The organism is Sphingomonas changnyeongensis (assembly GCF_009913435.1).
Lineage (GTDB): Bacteria > Pseudomonadota > Alphaproteobacteria > Sphingomonadales > Sphingomonadaceae > Sphingomonas_B > Sphingomonas_B changnyeongensis.
Map to the genome: position 1 here is coordinate 1,231,168 of NZ_CP047895.1, position 22,120 is coordinate 1,253,287.

Annotated in this window: 19 protein-coding genes and 2 pseudogenes; 9 read left to right on the top strand and 12 right to left on the bottom strand. The window is 69.7% G+C overall.

The window, feature by feature from the left end:
* Positions 1-92 precede the first annotated feature (92 nt).
* The 6 genes and pseudogenes from GVO57_RS15595 to GVO57_RS06135 all read left to right on the top strand — a co-directional run.
* Positions 93-281 (top strand): annotated as a pseudogene (locus tag GVO57_RS15595) (calcium-binding protein); the annotation flags it as partial.
* Between the two features lie 48 nt (positions 282-329).
* The gene (locus GVO57_RS06115) at positions 330-1,967 is read left to right on the top strand and encodes a calcium-binding protein (RefSeq protein WP_160592418.1); all 1,638 of its coding nucleotides are present in this window, start codon (positions 330-332) and stop codon (positions 1,965-1,967) included.
* An 837-nt stretch (positions 1,968-2,804) separates the two neighbouring features.
* Positions 2,805-4,421 carry a calcium-binding protein gene (locus tag GVO57_RS06120; protein WP_160592419.1) on the top strand — a complete coding sequence of 539 codons (1,617 nt, stop codon included), beginning with the start codon at positions 2,805-2,807 and terminating at the stop codon, positions 4,419-4,421.
* Between the two features lie 37 nt (positions 4,422-4,458).
* Positions 4,459-5,394, top strand: a complete 936-nt coding sequence (locus GVO57_RS06125) for a M23 family metallopeptidase (protein WP_160592420.1) — start codon at positions 4,459-4,461, stop codon at positions 5,392-5,394.
* Positions 5,395-5,543: 149 nt separating this feature from the next.
* Entirely contained in the window at positions 5,544-5,786 is a 243-nt protein-coding gene (locus tag GVO57_RS06130) for a hypothetical protein (protein WP_160592421.1), read from the top strand.
* 126 nt (positions 5,787-5,912) lie between these two features.
* Entirely contained in the window at positions 5,913-6,140 is a 228-nt protein-coding gene (locus GVO57_RS06135; RefSeq protein WP_160592422.1) for a hypothetical protein, read from the top strand.
* 79 nt (positions 6,141-6,219) lie between these two features.
* On the opposite strand, the gene GVO57_RS06140 is transcribed toward GVO57_RS06135, so the two are convergent.
* The 7 genes and pseudogenes from GVO57_RS06140 to GVO57_RS06170 form a co-directional block, all read right to left on the bottom strand.
* A complete protein-coding gene (locus GVO57_RS06140; protein WP_160592423.1) occupies positions 6,220-6,906 on the bottom strand; it encodes a response regulator in 687 nt (228 codons plus the stop codon).
* Positions 6,903-9,598 (bottom strand): annotated as a pseudogene (locus GVO57_RS06145) (DUF4118 domain-containing protein). Before GVO57_RS06145 ends, GVO57_RS06140 begins: the two are co-directional and overlap by 4 nt.
* The gene (gene kdpC / locus GVO57_RS06150) at positions 9,595-10,179 is read right to left on the bottom strand and encodes a potassium-transporting ATPase subunit KdpC (protein WP_160592424.1); all 585 of its coding nucleotides are present in this window, start codon (positions 10,177-10,179) and stop codon (positions 9,595-9,597) included. Before kdpC ends, GVO57_RS06145 begins: the two are co-directional and overlap by 4 nt.
* 12 nt (positions 10,180-10,191) lie before the next feature.
* Complete coding sequence (kdpB, locus tag GVO57_RS06155) at positions 10,192-12,216, bottom strand: potassium-transporting ATPase subunit KdpB (RefSeq protein ID WP_160592425.1); 2,025 nt, start codon at positions 12,214-12,216, stop codon at positions 10,192-10,194.
* Positions 12,217-12,247: 31 nt separating this feature from the next.
* A complete protein-coding gene (kdpA, locus tag GVO57_RS06160; RefSeq protein ID WP_160592426.1) occupies positions 12,248-13,948 on the bottom strand; it encodes a potassium-transporting ATPase subunit KdpA in 1,701 nt (566 codons plus the stop codon).
* Between the two features lie 10 nt (positions 13,949-13,958).
* Positions 13,959-14,048 carry a K(+)-transporting ATPase subunit F gene (gene kdpF, locus GVO57_RS06165; protein WP_160592427.1) on the bottom strand — a complete coding sequence of 30 codons (90 nt, stop codon included), beginning with the start codon at positions 14,046-14,048 and terminating at the stop codon, positions 13,959-13,961.
* A 110-nt stretch (positions 14,049-14,158) separates the two neighbouring features.
* Positions 14,159-15,001, bottom strand: coding sequence for a transporter (locus GVO57_RS06170; RefSeq protein ID WP_160592428.1), 843 nt, complete (start codon positions 14,999-15,001; stop codon positions 14,159-14,161).
* A 390-nt stretch (positions 15,002-15,391) separates the two neighbouring features.
* Between GVO57_RS06170 and GVO57_RS06175 the strand changes: the two genes are divergently transcribed.
* The 3 genes from GVO57_RS06175 to GVO57_RS06185 are packed head-to-tail and all read left to right on the top strand — an operon-like array spanning position 15,392 to position 17,524.
* A complete protein-coding gene (locus GVO57_RS06175; protein WP_160592429.1) occupies positions 15,392-16,180 on the top strand; it encodes a CPBP family intramembrane glutamic endopeptidase in 789 nt (262 codons plus the stop codon).
* Between the two features lie 15 nt (positions 16,181-16,195).
* Entirely contained in the window at positions 16,196-16,603 is a 408-nt protein-coding gene (locus GVO57_RS06180) for a DNA breaking-rejoining protein (protein ID WP_160592430.1), read from the top strand.
* A 30-nt stretch (positions 16,604-16,633) separates the two neighbouring features.
* Positions 16,634-17,524, top strand: coding sequence for a CPBP family intramembrane glutamic endopeptidase (locus GVO57_RS06185; RefSeq protein ID WP_160592431.1), 891 nt, complete (start codon positions 16,634-16,636; stop codon positions 17,522-17,524).
* Between the two features lie 25 nt (positions 17,525-17,549).
* Here the strand turns inward: GVO57_RS06185 and GVO57_RS06190 are convergent, their stop codons facing one another.
* The 5 genes from GVO57_RS06190 to GVO57_RS06210 all read right to left on the bottom strand — a co-directional run bounded on the left by GVO57_RS06190 (position 17,550) and on the right by GVO57_RS06210 (position 22,008).
* A complete protein-coding gene (locus tag GVO57_RS06190; protein ID WP_160592432.1) occupies positions 17,550-18,563 on the bottom strand; it encodes an acyl-CoA thioester hydrolase/BAAT C-terminal domain-containing protein in 1,014 nt (337 codons plus the stop codon).
* Between the two features lie 125 nt (positions 18,564-18,688).
* Positions 18,689-19,294 carry a response regulator transcription factor gene (locus GVO57_RS06195; protein ID WP_160592433.1) on the bottom strand — a complete coding sequence of 202 codons (606 nt, stop codon included), beginning with the start codon at positions 19,292-19,294 and terminating at the stop codon, positions 18,689-18,691.
* Positions 19,291-20,370 carry a sensor histidine kinase gene (locus tag GVO57_RS06200; protein ID WP_160592434.1) on the bottom strand — a complete coding sequence of 360 codons (1,080 nt, stop codon included), beginning with the start codon at positions 20,368-20,370 and terminating at the stop codon, positions 19,291-19,293. The genes GVO57_RS06195 and GVO57_RS06200 overlap by 4 nt, the downstream gene beginning before the upstream one ends.
* Positions 20,371-20,408: 38 nt before the next feature.
* Positions 20,409-21,200, bottom strand: coding sequence for an ABC transporter permease (locus GVO57_RS06205; RefSeq protein ID WP_327785556.1), 792 nt, complete (start codon positions 21,198-21,200; stop codon positions 20,409-20,411).
* Positions 21,160-22,008, bottom strand: a complete 849-nt coding sequence (locus tag GVO57_RS06210) for an ABC transporter ATP-binding protein (protein ID WP_160592435.1) — start codon at positions 22,006-22,008, stop codon at positions 21,160-21,162. Before GVO57_RS06210 ends, GVO57_RS06205 begins: the two co-directional genes overlap by 41 nt.
* Between the last annotated feature and the right edge of the window lie 112 nt (positions 22,009-22,120).

Here is a 22,120-nt window from a genome sequence, read left to right on the forward strand (position 1 = left end):
ACGCTGGTCGGCGACAATGCCTCGTTCGTCGTGCTCGGCCCGGGCAATGCCGTCTGGCAGGGCTGGACCAGCCCGGCGACGGCAATGACACGCTGCTCGGCGGCCTTGGCAACGACACCGCCTGGGGCGGCGGCGGCCATGACTTCATCCATGGCGGTGCCGGCAACGACACGCTGCACGGCCAGTCGGGCGACGACCGGATCGTCGGCGGCGACGGCGACGACACCGGCAATGGCGGAACCGGCAATGACGATCTGTTCGGTCAGGCCGGGGCCGACACGCTGAACGGCGATGCCGGCGATGACTATATCGAAGGCGGCCTGAACGCCGTGGGCGTCGACACGCTGAATGGCGGCGACGGCAATGACGTGATCTTCGGCGACAATGGCCACAGCTTCGGCGTCACCACCACCGCCAATATGGGCGCGGGCAACGGCACCAACCCGGTCGGCGGGCGCGAGCCCGACGGCTTCGCCTATAATGCCGACGGCGAATATGACCCGTCGCAGGGCAATGCCGATGTCATCAATGGCGGCAATGGCGACGACCAGGTGTTTGGCCAGGGCGGCGATGACCGGATCAGCGGCGGCGCCGGCAACGACCTGCTGTGGGGCGATGACGGCAACGACACCATGTCCGGCGGCACCGAGGACGATCAGCTCGACGGTGGCGAAGGCAATGACGTCATGGACGGGGATGACGGCAATGACGAGCTGGACGGCGATGCCGGCGAGGATCTGATCCGCGGCGGTGCCGGCAACGACTTCGTCCAGGGCGGTGCCGACAATGACACCGTGTTCGGCGGCACCGGCGACGATGTGCTGAACGGCGACGATGGCGAGGACAATGTCCAGGGCGAGGCCGGCAACGACGTGATCACCGGCGGCGTCGGCAATGACGTGCTCGACGGCGGCGATGGTGACGACACGATCATCGGCAATGGCGATCCGTTCTTCGACCCGACCGATCTCAGCACCAGCGACGATGACACGATCAACGGCGGCAACGGCAACGACACCATTTATGGCGAGACCGGTGACGACACGATCGATGGCGATGCCGGCAACGACTATGTCGAAGGCGGCGACGGCGATGATGACATTTTCGGCGACACCGGCGACGACACGCTGCTCGGCGGCAACGGCGCCGATGACATCGATGGCTGGACCGGCGACGACGATATCGACGGCGGTGCCGGCAATGACGTGCTGAACGGCGGCGACGGCGAGGACAGGATCCTCGGCGGGACCGGCAATGACGTCATCGCGGGCGGGGACAATGACGATCTGCTGGCCGGCGAACTGGGCAGCGACACCATGACCGGCGGGTCCGGCGACGACACCCTCTATGGCGACAATCTGTTCGACACGGTCGGCATCGTCGGCAACGCCGACACGATGGACGGCGGTGACGGCAACGACCTGATGTGGGGCGGCGGCGGTGCCGACACCATGAACGGCGGTGACGACGACGACACCATGTATGGCGACTATGGCAACGACACCATGCGTGGCGGCGACGGCGACGACTATTTGGAAGGCGAGAATGGCAATGACAGCCTGACCGGCGGCGAGGGGGATGACATCCTCTCCGGCGGGACCGGCAAGGATGCGTTCAACTTCGACGAGACCGGGTCGAGCAGCGGCTATGGGCTCGACCTGATCGTCTCGCCGACGGGCGGCCGCGACTTCAGCCTCTCGAACCGCGACCAGATCGTCTATGACGTCGATAGCGGCTTCGATCCGGACTCGGACCTGACCGTGCTGACCGACGACTGGGACGGCGATGGCGACGCGCTCGACGTGCTGATCGCCGGCCCCAACGGCATCGTCATCATCGAGGATTTCTGGGCGCAGGCGGATGCCTTCAACCAGAGCCTTGCTGCTGCCGGCTTCTATGATTCGGTGGATGCCATCAACAGCTACAGCCAGGGCAATGCAGGATACGACATGATCGTGTTTTCCTGATCGGTTCCAGCTGTTTTCGCGTTCATCCGGCCAGACAAAGGCCCCTGACCCCTTGGGCACCAGGATGACCGGATGGACCTCTGCACTGGGGAAGTGGCGGGCCGCCGTCACTTCCCCTTTTTCTGTCTTTTGCCGGCCCGTCTCAGGCCCGCGCGCGTCCCCGGCTGGGGATATCGCCGGGCGGTGATCGCCGCCACTCTGCTGCCGACCGCGACGACGAGATTGCGGATAACAGCCGGCCCGCACGGGCCGGATGCAGAGAGAAGGCCACAAGATGGTCACCGACCCCGTGTCGGTTGGTCCGGTGCTCCTGGTCAGACTGGTGGGGCTGTCGGACAAACCGAAGCTGCCGATGGCGCGGCCGCCCGGCAGCACCGCCAGTGCCGATGCCGTGCCGGCTCCCGCCGGGCTCGCGGACGTGACGCCGCCGCTGATCGGCCCCGACCTTGCCGATCGCGGCGCGCCGGCGCGGCCGCCGCGCGGCGCAGCGGCGCCGCTGGCCGGGGCGGGGAACGCGATGCTGCGCCCCGCAGCCCTCGATCCCGCCGCGCGGCTGCCGCAGCCGCCGGGCGACCGTGACCCCGATCCCGATCCCGACCCGGCTGACCCGCCGCCCGCTGCGCCGGATGCGGACTCACCCGCCGCTCCGCAGCTGCCGGACCCGCCGGAGCCAGGCCTGCCACCGGAGCCCGACATGGCCGCGCCGCCACCCGCGCCCGATCCCGTCCCGGCACCGGTTCCAGCCCCCAGCCCAGCGCCAGGGCCAACTCCGGCTCCGCTCCCCTCGACCGATCCCCCGAACGCGCCGGACCCGGTGCCCGGTCCGGCCCCGTCCCCGTGCCGGCGGTCCCTGCGATCCCCGACCCTGCACCGCCGCCCGCACCGCAGCTTCCCGATCCGCTGCCGACGCCCTCGCCGACGCCGGCACCGGCACCGGCACCCGATCCCGTGCCGGGGCCGACCCCCGCACCACCGCCACCACCACCACCACCACCACCACCACCTCCTCCTCCTCCCGACCCCGATCTGCCCGAGGATGCGCCGACCGAGGATCCGGTCGTCGACCAGCCCGAGCCGGTCGAACATGTCGGCGGCGACGGCGACGATGATCCCGGCCGCTTCGCCGCGCCCGTGCTGCTGTTCGGTCGCGGCGGTGCCGATCTGCTGACCGGATCGGGCTTTGACGACCGCATCGACGGGGGCAGCGGTGATGACCGCATATCCGGCCTTGGCGGTGCGGATTATCTGCTCGGCGATGACGGGGCCGATCATCTCGACGGCGGCGACGGGGCCGATTTCCTGCGCGGTCAGGCCGATGACGACCGGCTGGCCGGCGGGGCCGGTGACGATGTGCTGACCGGCGACGATGGCGATGACGCGCTGGACGGCGGCGCGGGGCTGGACTGGCTGTGGGGCGGCAGCGGTGATGATCTGCTTGGCGGCGGGGCGGGTGCCGACCTGCTGTTCGGCGAGGACGGGGACGACCGCCTCGATGGCGGCAGCGGCCGGGATCTGCTGGCGGGCGGGGCCGGGGCCGATCTGCTCGTCGGCGGCGCGGGGCACGACCATGCATCGCTGAGCCTCGCGGAGCTTGAAGCGCTTGGCGACGACATCGCGGACTGGCCGCTGATCTGGCCCGGCGGCCTGTTTGGCGGCGCGGGCGACGATGTTCTGGACGGCGGCAGCGGCGATGACAGCCTGGCCGGCGGCACCGGCGACGACCGCGCATCGGGCGGCACCGGTGCGGACATGATCGCCGGGCAGGACGGCGATGACGATCTGGACGGCGGCGCGGGCGACGATGTGCTGAGCGGCGGGGCGGGCGATGACGCGCTCAGCGGCGGCGACGGCGATGACCGGCTGACCGGCGGCGCGGGACGCGATGCGATTGCCGGCGGCACCGGGGCCGATCATGCCGAAGGCGGCGATGGTGACGATCATCTGGCCGGCGATGACGGTGATGACATGCTCGACGGCGGCGCGGGGCAGGACTGGCTTGACGGCGGGCAGGGGGACGACCGGCTGTCCGGCGGGGGCGGCGATGACCGGCTGTTCGGCGGATGGGGGAATGATGTCCTGCACGGCGGCGACGGCAATGACTGGCTGTATGGCGGGGCCGGGGACGATGTGCTGACCGGCGGCACCGGCAAGGACCGTTTCGTGTTCGACCTCAGCGCGCCGTTCGGCGACGATGTCATCACCGGCATCAGCCCGCCCAACCGCGACACCATCCTGTTCGATGTCGACGATCCCCGCGCCTTTGACCGCGCTCTGGTCACGGTCAGCTATGATCCCGTCGCGATGCTGATCATCCTGCACATTGCCGGGCTGGGCAGCGTCGCCTTGCCCGATTTCAGCTTCGGCGCGCTCGAAGATCTGGGCGCGACCGGCGTTGAGGACATCAACCAATGGTCGCGCGGTCTGGCCGATTATGACGTGATCGGTTTTTTCTGACCATGCGCAGCCGGACGCCCCGAAAGGCCCATCCGCGATGATCGCCGCCCTGTTCGCCCTGCTGCCCGCGCTCGCCCTGCCGCTCGACTGCCAGCCGGGCCGGACCTGCTGGATCCAGAAATATGTCGATGTCGATCCCGGACCGGGGCGGACCGACTATCGCTGCGGCCCGGTGACGACCGACGGGCATGACGGCGTTGATTTCCGCATCCCCGGCCTGACCGCGATGATGCAGGGCGTGCCGGTGACCGCCGTTGCCGCCGGCACGGTGCTGCGCATCCGCGACGGCGTCGCCGACCGGCCGGTGGGCGTCGGCGGACCGTCCGTCGCCACGGCTCAGGCGGCCGGCAATGCCGTCATCATCGATCATGGCGATGGCTGGGAAAGCCAGTACAGCCATTTGCGCCGGGGCAGCGTGTCGGTCCGGCCCGGCGACACGGTGCGGGCGGGGGACGCGATCGGCCTGGTTGGCCTGTCGGGCGAGACCGAATATCCGCATCTTCATTTCGCGCTGCGCCACCATGGCCGGCCGGTCGATCCCTTTGCCGGCACCCCTGCGCCCGCCGCATGCGGCACCGGCCCCGCCCGCCCGCTCTGGACCGGGGCGGTGCTGGCCGGTTTTCGCTATGTGCGCGGCCAGCCGGTCCGTTTCGTGCTGACGACCGCGCCCGCACAGCCGCCGCTGATCGACGATGCGCCGCCGCCGTCCCGCACCGCGCCGCTGGTCGGGCTGGCCGAGCTGATCGGACCTGATCCCGGGCAGGAGGTGCTGCTGGAACTGATCGGTCCCGGTGACAGGCTGCTGGCGCGCCGCACCGTCCGGCCCGACCGGCCCTATCTCGTCTGGGCTACCCATCTGGGGCTGCGCGCGCCGGCCGGCGGCTGGCCGCCCGGGCGCTACCGCGCGCGCCTGTCGGTGCGCGCCGGGGACGCCATTCTGTCCCGCATGGAGGTCGCGGCGTTGCTGCGCTGAGAGCGGGGCGTGTTCGTAGACTCCGCAATTGAGCCCGCCCGCCACCGGCCTCTAAGCTGCGTCCATGCAGCACGGTCGACGTGCGGGGTCGGCGGTGCGGTGCCTGACCGGGATGGCCGGATGCAGGGCCGCCGCGAAAGGAACCGGCGATGAGCAGGAACTGGGTACCCAAACGGATTGGCGGCATCGACGTGCCAAAGCCCTGGCGTCGCGCGGGCCGCAATCTGGCGCGGCTGTTCAACCAGCCCTTTGTCGCCGCGCTTGTCGCGCCGGCGATCGTCGCCGGTGCCACGGCAGCGGTTCGCAGCCCGCGTGTGCGCGGCGTCTGTTCCTGCGCCGCAACCAGGGCCCGCCAAGCCCTGCACATCCAGACCGAGCCGAAACTCCAGTAAGCTTGGCCGGTAAGGCCGGCCAATGACGCCGGCCCGGCCGACGCGGCCGCGCGCGTCCGACCGAGCATAGTGCCGATGCCCCCCGGGGCTTGACGGCAAGGTCGCACGCGGAAGGAGCCGGCGGCAGTGGGCGAAGACGAGCTGGAGCGGATCGAGCGGCAGATCGCCGATGCGGCGAGCGTGGAGCTGGCCGCGATCCTGTTCGCCACGCTCGTCCGCTTCGCCGAACTCGGCGCCCCGGCAGAGCGCGCGTTCGACCGGCATCTGCACATGGCCGCGCGGATCATGCCGGAGCTGCGCGTGCAGGCGTCGGCGGCGATCGGCCGGCTGCTGGCCGGCAGCGGGGCGGGCTGAACGCGGCAGTCGCTGGCCCCACGCGCTGGCCCCCCACGCGCTGGACCCCACGCGCTGCCCGCCGTCTCCGGACGGCCGCCTACTGCCCCATCAGGCGATAGCCGATGCCCATTTCGTTGACGATGATCGCCGGGCGGGCGGGATCCTCTTCCAGCTTCTGGCGCAGCTGGCGGATGACGCTGCGCAGATATTCGACACGCTTGTCATGCTCGTGCGGCCATGCGGCGTCGAGGATGCGCTTGTGGATGACGACACGGCCGGGGGCGAGCGCCAGCTGGGTCAGCACCTCATATTCCTTGCGCGTCAGATGCACCTCCGCGCCCGCCCGGGTGACGATGTGCCGGGCCAGATCGATGGTCACGTCGCCGGCCTGGACCGGCCCGTGCGCGCCCTGCGCCGCCATGCGGCCGCGCAGCGCGGCGCGCACCCGCGCCAGCAGCTCGTCGCTGTCGAACGGCTTGGTGACATAATCATCGGCACCCAGATCGAGCGCGGCGACCTTTTCGTCCGTCCCCTCGCGCGCCGAGACGACCAGCAGCGCGGCGGTGCTTCTGGTCTTGAGCAGGGGGATAAGCTCGATCCCGTCCCGGTCCGGCAGGCCGAGATCAAGCAGGATCGCCTCTGGCCGTTCATGATTGACGAGCGCCAGCGCGTCGCGCGCCGTCTGTGCTTCGACGACGCGGTAGCCGGCGCGTTCGAGCGCCCCGCGCAGCAGGCGGCGGATCGGCGCTTCGTCATCGACGATCAGGATGCGCTGTCCGGTCATGGCTCGCTCTCGGGCATTTCGCGGACCACCAGCCTTTCGGGGAAGTGCAGCGTAAACCGGGCGCCGGTCAGGTCGCCGGTCAGGTCGTCGCGGTTCGACGCCGCAACATCCAGCCCCATCGCTTCGGCAAAGCCCTTGACGATGGCAAGGCCCAGCCCCGTGCCTGACGCCGAACGGTCCGATCCCTCAAGCCGCTTGAAGGTGTCGAACACCTCCGCCTCGCGCCCCGGCGGCAGGCCCGGCCCCTCGTCGAGGATCGCCAGCGTCAGCCCGCCATAGCGCCGTTCGCCCCGGATCGCGATCGGCCGGCCGGGCGCGCCGTAACGGCCGGCATTGTCGAGCAGGTTGAGCAGGCAGTGATGGAAAAGCTGCGGATCGACACGGACCAGCGGCAGGCTGGGCGGCACCTGCAGGTCGATCGGGTGACCGTCCAGCACGCGGCGCGCATCATGCACGGCGGCGGCGACCGCATCGGTCAGGTCGATCGCCTCGACATTGAGCCGCAGGGCACCCGCCTCGACCCGCGCCATGTCGAGCAGATTTGCGACGAACCGGTTCAGCCGGTTGGCCTCGGTCTCGATCGTGTCGATCAGCTCCGGGGTGACCTCGCGGCGCAGCTGCGCGGCGGCGGCGAGCACGGAGGTGAGCGGCGTGCGCAGATCATGGCTGACCGACGACAACAGCGCGCCGCGCAGCCGGTCGCGCACGCGCACCGTGTCGACATCGCGCATCTCCGCCTCCAGCCGCAGCCGTTCCAGCGCCAGCGCCGCCTGATCAAGCTGCCCCACCAGCTGCGGCAGCTGGTCCGACCGGAACGGGCCGGTGCCGTCGTCGCGGGCAAAGCCGATCACCGCGAGCACGCGCTCGCCGGCCTTGAGCGGATGGAACAGCCAGTCCGAGGCCGCGAGCGTGGCCGAACCCCGCCCGGCAGGCTGGCCGGTGTCGAGCACCCACCGCGCCGCCGCCAGTTCCATCGTCTCGACCCGGATGTCGGGATCGCTCGACGCCTGCACGACCAGCCCGGCCTCGCCGGGTTCGAGAAGGACGGTGCGCACGTCGAAGAAGCGGCCAAGCTCGCCGCAGATCAGTTTCTGCACCTTGCCCCGGTCGCTTTCGGCGGTCAGCATGCGCAGAAAGCCCGCCTGCGCCGCGTTGGTCCGCGCGCTCGATGCGGCCAGATCGGCCTGGTTGCGCACGCGCGACGCCAGCTGGCTGGTCAGGCTGGCCACCCCCAGCAGCACGAACACCGACACCAGATTGGCCGGATCGCCGATGGTCAGCGTGCCGGTCGGCGGGATGAAGAAGAAGTTGTAGGCAAGCGCCGAGGCAAGACCCGCGAACAGGCCGGTGCGCAGGCTGTAGAGGCTGGCCGCGGCCATCACCGGGACCAGATAGAGCATCCCGACATTGCCGATGTTGAGATAGCTGGCGAGCGCAAGGCTGAGCAGCGTCACGATGCCGACCAGCAATGTGGCGACGATATAGCCGGTCGCGACCGTGCCCCGACCGTCGGCCTGGTCGCGCGTGCCGGCGGTGCGCGCTGCCCGGCCGCGTGGCTGCGCGGCTGGGTCCATCGGCAGGACATGGACGGCGACGCCCGGCGTCTCGCGCACCAGCCGGTCGACGACCGAGCCGTGGCGCAGCTCGAACCAGCGCGACCGCGCCGATTTGCCGACGATCAGCTGCGTCGCGCGCGCTTCGCTGGTCACCGCCTTCAGGCCGTCGACGACATTTTCGGCCGGCACGGTCATCACATTGCCGCCCAGCCGGGCGGCAAGGTTCAGCGTCGCGGCGGTGCGCTGATGGGCCTCGGCATCGAGCGTCCGGGTCCGCGCGGTTTCGATATAGGCGGCGGTCCAGGGCGCGCGCTGCGCATCGGCCATGCGCTTGGCCGCCCGCACCAGCCCGTCGGCACCGGGCAGTTCGCTGACGGCGACGACGATCCGTTCGCTGCCGGCCCAGGTGCCGCCCAGCGCATTGGCGCGCACATGTTCGAGCATCTGCGCATCGACCGCCTGGGCGGCGCGGCGCAGCGCCAGCTCGCGCAGCGCCGACAGGTTCGATTTCGAGAAGAAGTGCGACAGCGCCCGGGTCGCTTCCTCGGGCAGATAGACCTTGCCGTCGCGCAGCCGCTCGATCAGCTCGTCGGGGGCAGGTCGACGACCTCGATCTCCGCCTGTTCCAGAATGCTGTCCGGAACCGTCTCGCGCACCCGGACCTTGGTGAACGAGGCGACGACATCGTTCAGGCTTTCGACATGCTGGATGTTGAGCGTCGAATAGACGTCGATGCCCGCCGCCAGCAGCTCCTCGACATCCTGATAGCGTTTCGGGTGGCGGCTGCCCGGCGCGTTGCTGTGCGCCAGCTCGTCCACCAGCGCCAGCTGCGGGGCGCGCGCCAGCAGCCCGTCAATGTCCATTTCGGGCAGGCGGTGGCCCTGATAGTCGATCTCCGACCGGGGCAGCAGCTCGAACCCGTCGGCCATCGCCTGGGTGTCCTTGCGCCCGTGCGTCTCGACGACGCCGATCACGACATCGACGCCCGCATCGCGCCGCGCGCGGGCGTCGGACAGCATTTCGAACGTCTTGCCGACGCCCGGTGCCGCACCCAGGAAGATCTTCAGCCTGCCGCGCGCCTCGCGCCGCGCCTGGCGCAGCAGCGCGTCGGGGGATGGACGGTCGATGTCGGTCAACGGCGCTCCTGCCCGATGCGGTCGAGACTGAGATTGAGCATCAGCACATTCACCCGATCCTCCCCAAGGAAGCCGACCGGCCGCTCGATAGCGCGTTCGACAAGGCCGCGCACCTGCTGTTCGGGCAGGCCGCGCGCCGCCGCGACCCGGCGCACCTGAAGCAGTGCTGCGGCGGGCGAGACATGGGGATCAAGCCCCGAGCCCGACGCGGTCACCAGATCGGCGGGGACCGGCCCGGTCACGCCCTGATCGCGCAGCGCCCGCACATCGCCGCCCACCCGGTCGACAAGCGCCCGTGCCGCCGGGCCGAGATTGGAGCCGCCCGACGCGCGGCCGTCATAGCCCGTGCCCGCCGCCGACGGGCGCGGGTGGAAATAGCCGGCACCCTGAAAGGCCTGGCCGATCAGCGCCGATCCGACCGGGCGGCCATCGCGCGCGACAAGGCTGCCACCCGCCTGATGCGGGAAGATCAGCTGGCCGATCCCGGTCATCGCCAGCGGATAGGCGAGGCCGAGCAGCAGCGCGGACAGCAGGGTGAACACAAGCGCGGGGCGAAGCGCGGCGACGAGATCCTTGCCCATTGTCGATGCTCCTCAGGCAAGACCCAGGCCGGATACGGCCAGGTCGATCAGCTTGATGCCGATGAACGGGGCGACCAGCCCGCCCAGCCCATAGATGGCGAGATTGCGGGCGAGCAGCGGGCCGGCGCCCATCGGCCGATAGGCGACGCCGTTCAGCGCCAGCGGCACCAGCAGCGGGATGATCAGCGCGTTGAAGATGATCGCCGACAGGATCGCGCTTTCCGGGCTGGCCAGCCCCATGACGTTGAGCAGGCCGAGCGCCGGATAGAGCGCGACGAACATCGCCGGGATGATGGCGAAATATTTGGCCACGTCGTTGGCGACCGAAAAGGTGGTGAGCGCGCCGCGCGTCATCAGCAGCTGCTTGCCCAGCCCCACAATCTCGATGAGCTTGGTGGGATCGCTGTCGAGATCGACCATGTTGCCCGCCTCGCGCGCCGCCTGCGTGCCGGTGTTCATCGCCACGCCGACATCGGCCTGGGCGAGTGCGGGGGCATCGTTGGTGCCGTCGCCGCACATCGCCACCAGCCGGCCCTGCTGCTGCTCGCGGCGGATATAGGCGAGCTTGTCCTCGGGCGTCGCCTCGGCCAGGAAATCGTCGACCCCGGCCTCGGCGGCGATCGAGGCGGCGGTCAGCGGATTGTCGCCGGTGATCATCACCGTGCGGATGCCCATGCGCCGCAGCTCGGCAAAACGCTCGCGGACGCCGGCCTTGACGACATCCTTGAGCGCCACCGCGCCGAGCAGCCGGCCATCGCGCGCCACCGCAAGCGGCGTCATCCCCGCACGGGCGATCTCGTCGGTCATGCGGCGCAGCTCGGTCGCGGCCGCCGTCTCGGCGAGGCCGGGATTGGCCCGCAGCACCGAATCGACCGCGCCTTTCTGGATCAGGCTGCCATCGGCGCGGACGCCCGAAATCCGGGTCTGCGCGGTGAACGCGATCACCTCCGCCCCGTCCGGCAGCCGGGCATGGCCGATGTCGAAGCGTTCGCGCGCCAGCGTGACGATCGAGCGGCCCTCGGGCGTGTCGTCGGCAAGGCTCGCGAGCAGCGCGGCCTCGGCCAGTTCGGACACCGCAATGCCCGTGACCGGGCGGAACGCGCTTGCCTGGCGGTCGCCGATGGTGATCGTTCCGGTCTTGTCGAGCAGCAGCACATCGACATCCCCCGCCGCTTCGACCGCGCGGCCCGATTTGGCGAGCACGTTGAACCGCACCAGCCTGTCCATGCCCGCAATGCCGATTGCCGACAGCAGTGCGGCGATCGTCGTTGGAATGAGGGTGACGAGCAGCGCGGCCAGGATCGCGACCGGGATCGCGCCGCCGGCATAATGCGCAAAGCTGGGGATGGTCGCGACCGCGATCAGGAAGATGATCGTCAGGCCGACGAGCAGGATGGTGAGCGCGATCTCGTTCGGGGTCTTTTGCCGTTCGGCGCCTTCGACCAGCGCGATCATGCGGTCGAGAAAGCCCTGGCCGGGATCGACCGTCACCCGCACCATGATCTCGTCCGAAATCACCCGCGTGCCGGCGGTGACGGCGGAACGGTCGCCGCCCGCCTCGCGGATGACGGGCGCGGATTCGCCGGTGATCGCGGCTTCGTTGACCGAGGCGACGCCTTCGACCACCTCGCCATCGGCCGGGATCAGCTCGCCGGTCCGGACCTGCACCAGATCGCCCGCGCGCAGCTGGCTGGCCGGCACCTGTTCGGTGCGGCCGTTTTTCACCCGCATGGCGGTCAGTTCGGCCTTGGTCGCGCGCAGCGAGGCGGCCTGCGCCTTGCCGCGCCCCTCGGCCAGCGCCTCGGCAAAGGTGCCGAACAGGACGGTCAGCCACAGCCAGATGACAAGCTGGAGCTTGAAGCCGGTCGCAAGCGGATCCTGCCCGATCGCCAGCAGCACGGTCAGCAGCAGCGCGACCGCGGCGGTGACGAACATCACCGGGTTGCGGACCAGCTGGCGCGGGTCGAGCTTGCGGAGCGCATCGCCAAGGGCGGGGCCGATCAGTTCGGCGGTGAACAGGGTCTGTGTGCGAGCCATGATGGCCGTCCTCGATGGGGAAGGGGTGGGATCAGAGCAGCTGGCCGCGGATCATCGCCAGATGATCGGCGACAGGGCCGAGCGCGAGGCTGGGCAGGAAGGTCAGGCCGCCAAGCACCAGGATCAGGCCGACAAGCAGGCCGACCCAGAGCGGACCGGTGGTCGGGAACGACCCCGGACCCGCGGGCACATGCCGTTTCGCCGCCAGGCTGCCCGCGATCGCCAGCACCGGCAGGATCACGAAGAAGCGTCCGATCCACATCGCCACGCCCAGCAGCCCGTTATACCAGGGCGTGTTGGCGGACAGGCCGGCAAAGGCCGAGCCATTATTGCCCGTCGCCGAGCTGAAGGCGTAGAGCATCTCGCTGAAGCCGTGTGGCCCTTTGGCAAGCGGCCCGGCAAGCCCCGCCGGCGTGACCGCGCTCAGCGCCGTCAGCCCGAGGATCGACAGCGGCAGCACCGCAATCGCCAGCACCGCCAGCTTGACCTCGCGCGCGTCGATCTTCTTGCCGACATATTCGGGCGTGCGCCCGACCATCAGCCCGGCCACGAACACCGCCAAGATGCCGAACAGCAGAAAACCGTAGATGCCCGCGCCGACGCCGCCGACGATGATTTCGCCCAGCTGCATGTTGAGCATCGGCACCAGCCCGCCCAGCGCGGTGAAGCTGCCGTGCATGGCGTTGACGGCCCCGCACGAGGCGGCGGTGGTCACGACCGCGAACAGCGCCGATGCCGCCGCGCCGAAGCGGACTTCCTTGCCCTCCATGTTCGCGCCCGCCACGCCCAGCCCGGCGAGGTTCGGGTTGCCGGCGGCTTCCTGCCAATAGGTGACGCCCACCCCGGCCAGGAACAGCAGCGCCATCGCCGCCAGGATCGCCCAGCCCTGGCGGGTGTCGCCGACCGCCTTGCCGAACGTCCAGGTCAGCCCGACACCGATCACGAAAATCGACAGCATTTGCAGAAGGTTGGTCAGCGCCGTCGGATTTTCGAACGGATGCGCGGAGTTGGCGTTGAAAAAGCCGCCGCCATTGGTGCCGAGCATCTTGATCGCTTCCTGCGACGCGACCGGGCCGAGGCCGATCGTCTGCACCGCGCCCTCAAGCGTGGTCACATCGACCGATGCGGCGAGCGTCTGCGGCACGCCGCTTGCCATCAGGAACAGCGCATAGGCGATGCAGGCGGGCAGCAGCAGATAGAGCGTGATCCGCGTGACATCGGCCCAGAAATTGCCGAGCGTCGCCGACTGCCGCCGGGCAAAGCCGCGAAACAGCGCGAACGCGACCGCGATGCCGGTCGCCGCCGATACGAAGTTGTGGACGGCAAGGCCGAGCATCTGGGCCAGTGGCGACAGGCTTTCGCCCGCATAGCTTTGCCAGTTGGTGTTGGTGGTGAAGCTGATGGCGGTGTTGAAGGCCAGATGCGCATCCTGCCCGGCGGCTGCGCCGGGATTGAACGGCAGCACCGCCTGCAGCCTCAGCACCGCATAGGTCATCAGCAGCAGCACGAGGTTGAACACCAGCATGCTGACGCCGTAGCGGCGCCAGTCCTGTTCTGCGTGCGGATCGATGCCGGCCAGCCTGTAGCAACCGCGTTCGAGCGGTCCCAGCACCGCATGCAGCGGCGTGCGCCGCCCCTCGTAGAGCGCGAACAGCCACAGCCCGACCGGCTTGGCCAGTGCGAACAGAACAGCCATGAAGGCGAGGATCAGGAGCCAGCCCTGAATAGTCATGTGCGTGGTCCTAGAAGCGTTCGGGCCGCACCAGCACGGCCACGAGATAGACGAGCAGGGCGAGCGCGGTCAGCCCGGCGAGCCAGAGATCAAGGGTCATATGGGCACGCCCCTCAGGCCTGATCGCACAGCCGCACAAAGGCGAGCGTGAGAAGCAAAAGGCCGGCGAGCACGCCAAGCCAGAACAGATCGTCCATTCAAGACCTCCGATTACCAGCGCACCGAGATGCCGGCGTAGAGCTGGACGTCCGGCGTGGCTGCGTTCAGGCCGAAATTGCCGCCGACATCGAGCTGCAGCTCGTCGTTGAGCAGATGCGCGACGGCGAAATCGGCGGAATATTGGCGAATGGTGCCACCCGGGTCGAAGTTCTGCGCGGTCCACAGCTCGCCATAAAGGGTGGTCCGGCCGATCTGCTTGCCGATGTTGACCAGCCCGGTCAGCTGGACATGATGGCCGCGCCCGTCTGCATCACTCAGCAGGTCGAGCGATGGCACCACCGTCAGGGTGATGCTGCCCGGCAACGACAGATTGGCCGGCGCGATGATGCCGCCTTCCGCTTCGCGATTGCCGATGCCGCGCGGGGCAGTGGGCAGCTTCACATAGGGGATAAGCGAGAATTGCAGCGCCCGATCGGTCGGGGTGAAGCGCTGCTTGACGCGCAGAACCACATCGCCGACCCCGTCCGCCGTGGTGCGCACGCCGCCGGTCTCGGTGGTCACGCGCGCATAGGGCACCCAGGCGATGTTGACATCGGCGCTGTCGCTGATGCCGTATTTGAGCACCGGGCTGGTGAACAATTCCGCCTCGGTGGTGACGCCCCCGACGCTCAGCCGGCTATAGTTGTAGAGGTCGCTTTCCACCTGCCATTTGCCCTTGGGCACCGTGCAGGCAAAGTTCGACTTGGTCGGCCGGTCGGTGCAGATCGGCGCGTCGGGCGCGGAACTGGTCGGCACATTGTCGATGGGCTGGGCCGTCCGGGCAGATGCCGCCACTGGAAAGGCGGCAAGGGCGGTCGTGGCAAGCACCGCGCCGATCGAACGAACAAACACCATGTCTCACCTCGTGTCGCGTCGATGCGGCCTATGCGCGTGACGACGTGGCGGCAGCTTTAGCCGGCCCCGGCGCAGGAAAACGACAGGGCAAGACCGGCCGGGGCATAGGATTTTCATTGGAATCATGGAGCGGCGCCAAGCCGCTGGACGGCAGGCCGGTCGTGGCATAACCTGGATCAGCCAGTCTTCAACCGGCCCGGTGCCGTCCGGGACGGTCCTGAGCGGAAGGCAGCCGATGGACTTCATGGGGGTGTTGAAGTCGCTGGACCCGTTTCGCCATGGGGGCATGGCGATGCTGTGCTGCGCCCCGGCACCCTGCCTCCGCTGCGTCTTCATCTGTCATTCTGCCGTGCCGGCGACGGTTGCGGCCTTGCCCGGGCGGCGAGCGGCATGACGGCGGCGGGCCGCCGGCTGGCGCTGGCCGCCGCGATCGTTGCGGCCTGGCTGGCGATCACGCTCGGCGTGCCGCGCTTCCAGCTCACCGGCGAGATGTCGCTGCAGGAACTGGTGACCCGCGATGTTGCCTGGGGGGTGGCGGCGGCGGCGCTGTTCCTGATCGTCGCGGTCAGGCTGGCGGGCTGGCGCGATCTCGGCTTCCGCGCCCCTCGACCGCGCGGCTGGTGGCGGCTGTTGTGGATGCCGGCGCTCTATCTGGCAGGGCTGGCGTTTCTCGGGGGGACCACGGGCCGGCTCGAACCCTTTGCGGTGGTGATGGTGCTGATCAACACCGCCCTGGTCGGCTTCAGCGAGGAACTGGCGTTTCGCGGCATTTTGTGGGGCGGCGCGCGCCGGGCGCTGGCGTTCTGGCCGGGCTTTCTGCTGGTCTCCGCCCTGTTCGGTTCGGTGCATGTCCTGAACGCGGTCCTGACCGGCGAACTGGCCGCGGCCGGGGTGCAGGCGCTCAACGCGTTCATGAGCGGCGCGGCCTATCTGGCGATCCGTATCCGCACCCGCTCGATCATCCCGATCATGGCGATCCACGCGCTGTGGGATTTCACGGTGTTTCTGGCCGGCAGCGGATCGGCACCCGCCGCGCCCGAGGCGGGCCTGTGGAAGACGCAGCTGCTGTTCGGCCAGATGCTCACCGGTCCGCTGTTTCTCTACAGCCTGTGGCTGGTGCGGAACGAACGCGTGCGCGCGGGCTGGCGCGACGACGGGGCGGCAAACCCAGCCCAATAGGGGGAGAGGATCCTGATGCGTCACCTGTTTCATCTCGCGGCGGCGGTGGCGGTCACGCTGCCCTTTGCGGCCATCGCCCCGGCGCAGCCTGCGCGCCCCGAACGCGTCCAGTTTGCCCGGGGGGCGTCGTCGGCGGCCATCAAGGGCATGCTGAAGGGCGACCAGTCGCGCACCTTCCTGGTCAATCTGCGCGCCGGGCAGACGGTGACCGTCCGGCTGCAATCGGCCAATGCCTCGGCCAACTTCAACGTCACCGCCCCAGGTGCTGCGGAGGCGATGTTCATCGGATCGGTGTCGGGCACCGATTTCACCGCCGTCGTGCCGTCTTCCGGCGATTACCGGATCGACCTGTTCCTGATGCGCAGCGCCGCGCGCCGCAACGAAGCCACCAGCTTCACGATCACCATCGGCGCCAGGGGGTAAGCGGGGACCATATGACCGGGAGATGCCGACATGCATGAACAGACCGCGCCGACACCGCTCTGGCTGCGGGTGCTGCAGTCTCCACCGGTCAGCCTGGTGGTGCTGGGCTTTCTGCTGCTCGAATGCCTCGGCTTCAGCAACAATCTGATGGGCCAGAGCAAGGACGAGCCGTTCACGGCGGCGATCGCGGCCGCCGGGATGATCGCACTGGCGATGTGGATCTATGTCGGCTTTGCGCGCTTTGTGGAGCGGCGCAGGCCTGCCGATCTGGCGCTTGGCCCGATGCCGCGCGAACTGGGGCTGGGCCTGGTGGCCGGCACCACGCTCTATACGCTGTCGGTGCTCGTCCTGATGGCGATCGGGGTCATACGCATCGATGGGGTCAATCCGGCGTCGTTCATGGTGCCGGGCATCGCCCTCGCGCTCAGCTCGGGCTTTCTCGAGGAGTTGCTGTTTCGCGGTGCGCTGTTCCGGATCGTCGAGGCGTGGATCGGCAGCTGGGCGGCGGTGATCATCTCGTCGCTGGTGTTCGGCTTCGTGCACCTGATCAACCCTGCGGCGACACTGGCCGGCGCGATCTTCATCAGTGTGGAGGCGGGGCTGCTGCTCGCTGCCGCCTATATGCTGACGCGGCGGCTGTGGCTGGGCATCGGGTTTCACATGTCATGGAACTACACCCAGTCGGCGGTCTTCTCCGGTGTGGTGTCGGGCGGGCCGTCGGAACCGGGGCTGTTCAGGACGGTGATCGACGGCCCCGTTCTGCTGACCGGCGGCAGTTTCGGGCTGGAAGCGTCGCTGATCGCGTGCCTGTTGTGCACCGGCACCGGGGTTGTGCTGGCCGTGCTGGCGGTGCGCCGCGGCCATGTGGTGCGCCCGTTCTGGAGCCGCCGGGCTGCCCCGGCGCTGCACCCCGCCGAATAAGCGCGGGCCCATTGCCCGGCCGGTGTCAGTGCGGCCGGGCGGCCGTTCCGGCCGATGCCGGCTGTTTGAGGAAGGCGATCACCTTTGGCCAGCTGTCGGCGCGTGCCGCAGCATTGCCCGCAACCGTGCCGCCATAGGCGTCGAGCCGGCGGTAAAACGGCTCGCCGGGCGCGACCGGCGGGCCGAACACGAAGTGCCCGGCATCCTTGTAGGCGAGCAGGGTGACCGGTGGGCCGCCCTGCCGCCTGCTGCGCGCATCGACCATGCGTGACATCGGGCAGGCGGGCCACATGGTTTCCGCCTCGCCGCAGACGAGGAGCAGCCGCGCGCGCGCGCGTTCGACCGGGATGGCGGCGCGCTCGGCCAGCTGGCGCTGCGCCGGATCCTCGACCGCGCGATAGACGCTGATGATGCCGTCGGCCTGGTTCCATTCGGCAAAGGGCATGGTCGCAACCTCGCGCCCGCCGACGGTCCATGACGAATGGGCGCTCTGCCCGGACCGCGCCCAGTTGACCCCGTTCCACGCGACGCTGGTCGGCATCCCCGCCACCACCGCGCTCAGATCGGGCCTGCGGCTGGCGACGAGCAGCGCCGCCTCCGCACCTTTCGACGCGCCCATCACCGCCAGCCGTTCGGGATCGACGCCCGGCTGAGCCTTCAGCCAGTCGAGCCCGCGGTCGAACAGTTCAAGCGGAATGCGCTCAAGCGCCTCGGGCTGGCCGGGCGCGCCGAAATAGGCGAGCTGGAATACCGCAAAGCCCTGTTTCTGCAGCATCAGCGCCATTTGCAGGGTGGCGCGGCCCAGCCCGCCTTCCGACCCGCCCAGCAGCAGCACCGCCGGGTGCGGACCGGGGCCGGGCGCGGGGAAATAATTGCCGAACAGCCCGTCCCGGCTGATCCGCTGGCCGGTCGCGCCCGGCGCCAGCACCTCGATCTCCGGCAGGCCGTAGCGCTGGGGCGCAAGCGCGCGGAACATCGCGGCACCGCCCAGCAGGGCGGCGATGCCCGCTGCCACCATCGCCCCGTTCTTCCACTTCATCGGCATAAGCCCTCCTGCCCTGGGGGCGTGCCGGCCCCCTGTCGTGATGGGTAGAGAGTGGCGCGCCCGGCGCGGGGGGTGCAGTGCCGGCTGTCAGCCGGCCGGGGTGACAAGCGTCATGGTGGTCACAGCCAGCCGCGTTCGCGCGCGATGCGCCCCGCCTCGATCCGGCTCGACGCGCACAGCTTGGCGGAGGCTTCCGACAGATAATTGCGCACGGTGCCGGGGGAAAGATCGAGCTGCCGGGCAATCTCCTTGTTGGAGCGGCCTTCATCGGCCAGCCGCAGGACATCGCGTTCGCGCTCGGTCAGCGGGTTGGCGGGGGCGTCCCATGCCGCCTCGGCCAGTTCGGGCGCGATCGCCCGGCCGCCGGCGGCGACCTTGCGGATCGCGGCCGCCAGCGCATCCGACGGCGTGTCCTTGAGCAGATAGCCGCGAACGCCGGCATCGAGCGCCCGGCGCAGATAGCCCGCCCGCCCGAAGGTGGTGACGATCAGCACGCGGGTGTCGAGGCCCGCCCGCGCGATCGCCTCGGCCACGTCGAGGCCGGTCAGCTGCGGCATTTCGATATCCGACAGCAGAATATCGGGCCGCAGCTGGCGCACCGCATCGAGCGCGGCGGCCCCGTCGCCCACCCGGGCCAGGATCTCGATATCGTCCTCAAGCGCGAGCAGCGCGGCGAGCGCGCCGAGCACCAGCGCCTGATCCTCGGCGATCACCAGCCGGATCATGCTGCGCGCCCCAACGGCAGCCGCGCCGTCAGCCGCGTCCCCTGCGCATCGCCCTCAACCGCAAGGTCGCCGCCCGCAGCGCTGAGACGCGCGGTAAGGCCGGCAATGCCGCCGCCCGGGCGCACCGCCTGGCCATCGCCATCGTCGCTGACCCTGAGTTCCAGCCCGCCCGGCTGCTGGACCAGCGCGATCCGGCAGGTGCGCGCGCCCGAATGGCGGATGACATTGGTCACCGCCTCGCGCAGCGCCATTGCCAGCACCGCGCTGGTGCCGGGATCGATGCGGTCGGCATCGCCATCGACCTGACAGGCGATCCCGGCGGCGGTCAGCGCCGCCTGCGACGCGCCGATTTCATGGGCAAGCGAGGCACCGGTCATCCCGCTCACGGCCGCCCGCACTTCGACCAGCCCTTCGCGTGCCGCAGCGGCCACGTCGCGCATTTCGGCGGCCGCCTTGTCGGGCGCGGCGGCGGACAGGCGCGCCGCCAGATCGGCCTTGATGGCAATCAGCGTCAGTGTGCGGCCCAGCAGATCGTGCAGATCTCGCCCGATCCGTTCGCGCTCGGCAGCGGCGGCAAAGTGGCGCACCTCCTCCTGCGCGGCGGCGAGTTCGCGGTTCTTCTCCTGCACCGCCGCGCGCGAGATGTTGCCGATGCCGACCATGAGCATCAGCAGCACGCCCAGCACCCAGTAAAGCGGCGGCTGCCCGGTCGCGAGCGCAAGGCCAGTGCTTGCTGCCGCAAAGAGGCCGACCGCAAAAGCTGCCCGCCAGGCCGGGCGCAGCCATGCGACCGTCGCTGCGGCATAGATCGAAATCACCGTCCAGTTGCTGCCGGTAAAGGCGAGTGCGAAGGACAGCATCAGGCATGTCGTCGCCAGCGCCACCAGCCGCCAGCCCGTCGCATTGATCGCCGCGAAATAGACGATCAGGAACAGGCCCAGCCCGGCGCAGGCGAGGAGCATCTGCGCCGGGCTGGGCTGCCGGATGAACCACGGGATGAAGAACAGCGGCAGATAGGCGAGCCAGATCGCCGGATGATCGAAGGACTGCCAGAGTCGGGGCCGCGCCGTCGCCATCCCTTCAGCCGTCCCCGTCCCCATCGGGCGGGCCGCTCTCATGCGGCCTGCCCGCGCTCACCGGTCCAGGCGAACAGCCCTGCCGCCGCCGTGATCAGCAGCAGCGGACCGGCATGGAGCCACAGCTGCGCCCCGTCGCCACGCCCCGTCGCCATCAGCGCAATCTCGCCCAGATGATAGGATGGCAGCGCCCAGGCCATGGTCTGCATCGCCTGTGGCAGAACGGCAATCGGCATCCACAGCCCCCCCAGCACCGCCATCGCCAGGAACACGATGTTGGCAACCGCGATCGCCCCTTTCTGGCCAAGCCGATAGCCGATGCCAAGCCCGATCAGGGCAAAGGGGATGACCGCCAATGTGTGCACCATGGCCAGCATCGCCCATTGGCCGGCGCTGAGCCGGACCCCGCCCATGACGCCGAGCGTGTAGATCAGCAGGAAGGCGAGGGCGCTGAACGCGGTCGTCGCGACCACCCGTGCCGAAATCTGTGCACCCGCAGGCATTGGCGACAGGCGCTTGAGTTCCAGCTGGCCGCTCTCGCGCTCGGCGGCGATGTTGGCACCAAAGCCGAACAGCGCCGGCCCCATCACCGCAAACACTCCGAAGGTCGCAAGGTTGCGCGTCGCAACCTCTGCGCTGCCCTGGCCGATTGCCAGCGCGAACAGCGCGTAAAAGGCCGGTGGCAGCGCGATGGTCGGGATGATGAACTGCGGCAGGCGCGCCGATTTGACGATTTCGGCCCAGGCTTCGCGGACATAGACCTGGCGTGCGGGGGGATGAGGGTCGACATCAGGCAGGCTCCTTGGTGGTGCGGGCGGCCGCGACGAGATCGGTCAGCGCATCTTCCAGCGAGGCGCCGGCCACTTCGAAATCGGCGAGCGCCGGATCGAGCGCGAACGCCGCCTCCAGCGCGGCGCGCGGACGGGTGGTCAGGATGGCGAGATCGGCGCCGACCTGCTCCACCCTGACGACGCCGGGCAAGGGCTGGAACCGGTCCGCCGCCAGCCGGGTGCGCAGCTTCAGCACGGTCGAGGCGACCTGGGCCTTGATCGCGGCCGGCGGGCCATCGGCGATGATGCAGCCATTGGCGATCACGACGATGCGGTCGGCCAGCGCCTCGGCCTCGTCCATATAATGGGTGGCGAGCAGCACCGCCGCGCCGGCATCGGCCTTGGCGCGCACCACCTGCCACAGCGCCCGCCGCGCATCGGGATCGAAACCGGTCGTCGGTTCGTCCAGCACCAGCAGGTCGGGCGATCCGACAATGGCGAGCGCGAACTGCACCCGGCGCTGCTCCCCGCCCGACAGCCGGTCGCAGCGCCGCCCGGCGAGCGCGGTCAGCCCGGCCTGCTCCAGCACATCGGCAAGCGGCAGGCGGCGGGCATAATAGCCGGCCTGCAGCGTGATCGCCTCGGCCACGGTCAGCGTTTCGGGCAGGCCGCCGGATTGCAGCATGATGCCCATGCGCGCCCGGGCAAGCTGATCGCGCGGATCGCGCCCGAACAGCTGCACCCTGCCCGCATCGGGCGTCAGCCGCCCGGTGATCAGCCCGGCAACGGTCGATTTGCCCGCGCCATTGGGGCCGAGCAGCGCCGTGACCGATCCGGCCCGAAGCGCAAAGTCGAACCCCTCGACCACGGGGGGGGCGAATAGGATTTGGTAACACCCGCAAGCGCGGCGACGGTCGGCAGGTCAGTCGGTGGCATGATCGGTCTCCCGGACGATGGAGACCGCTCTAGCCGGCGTCGGC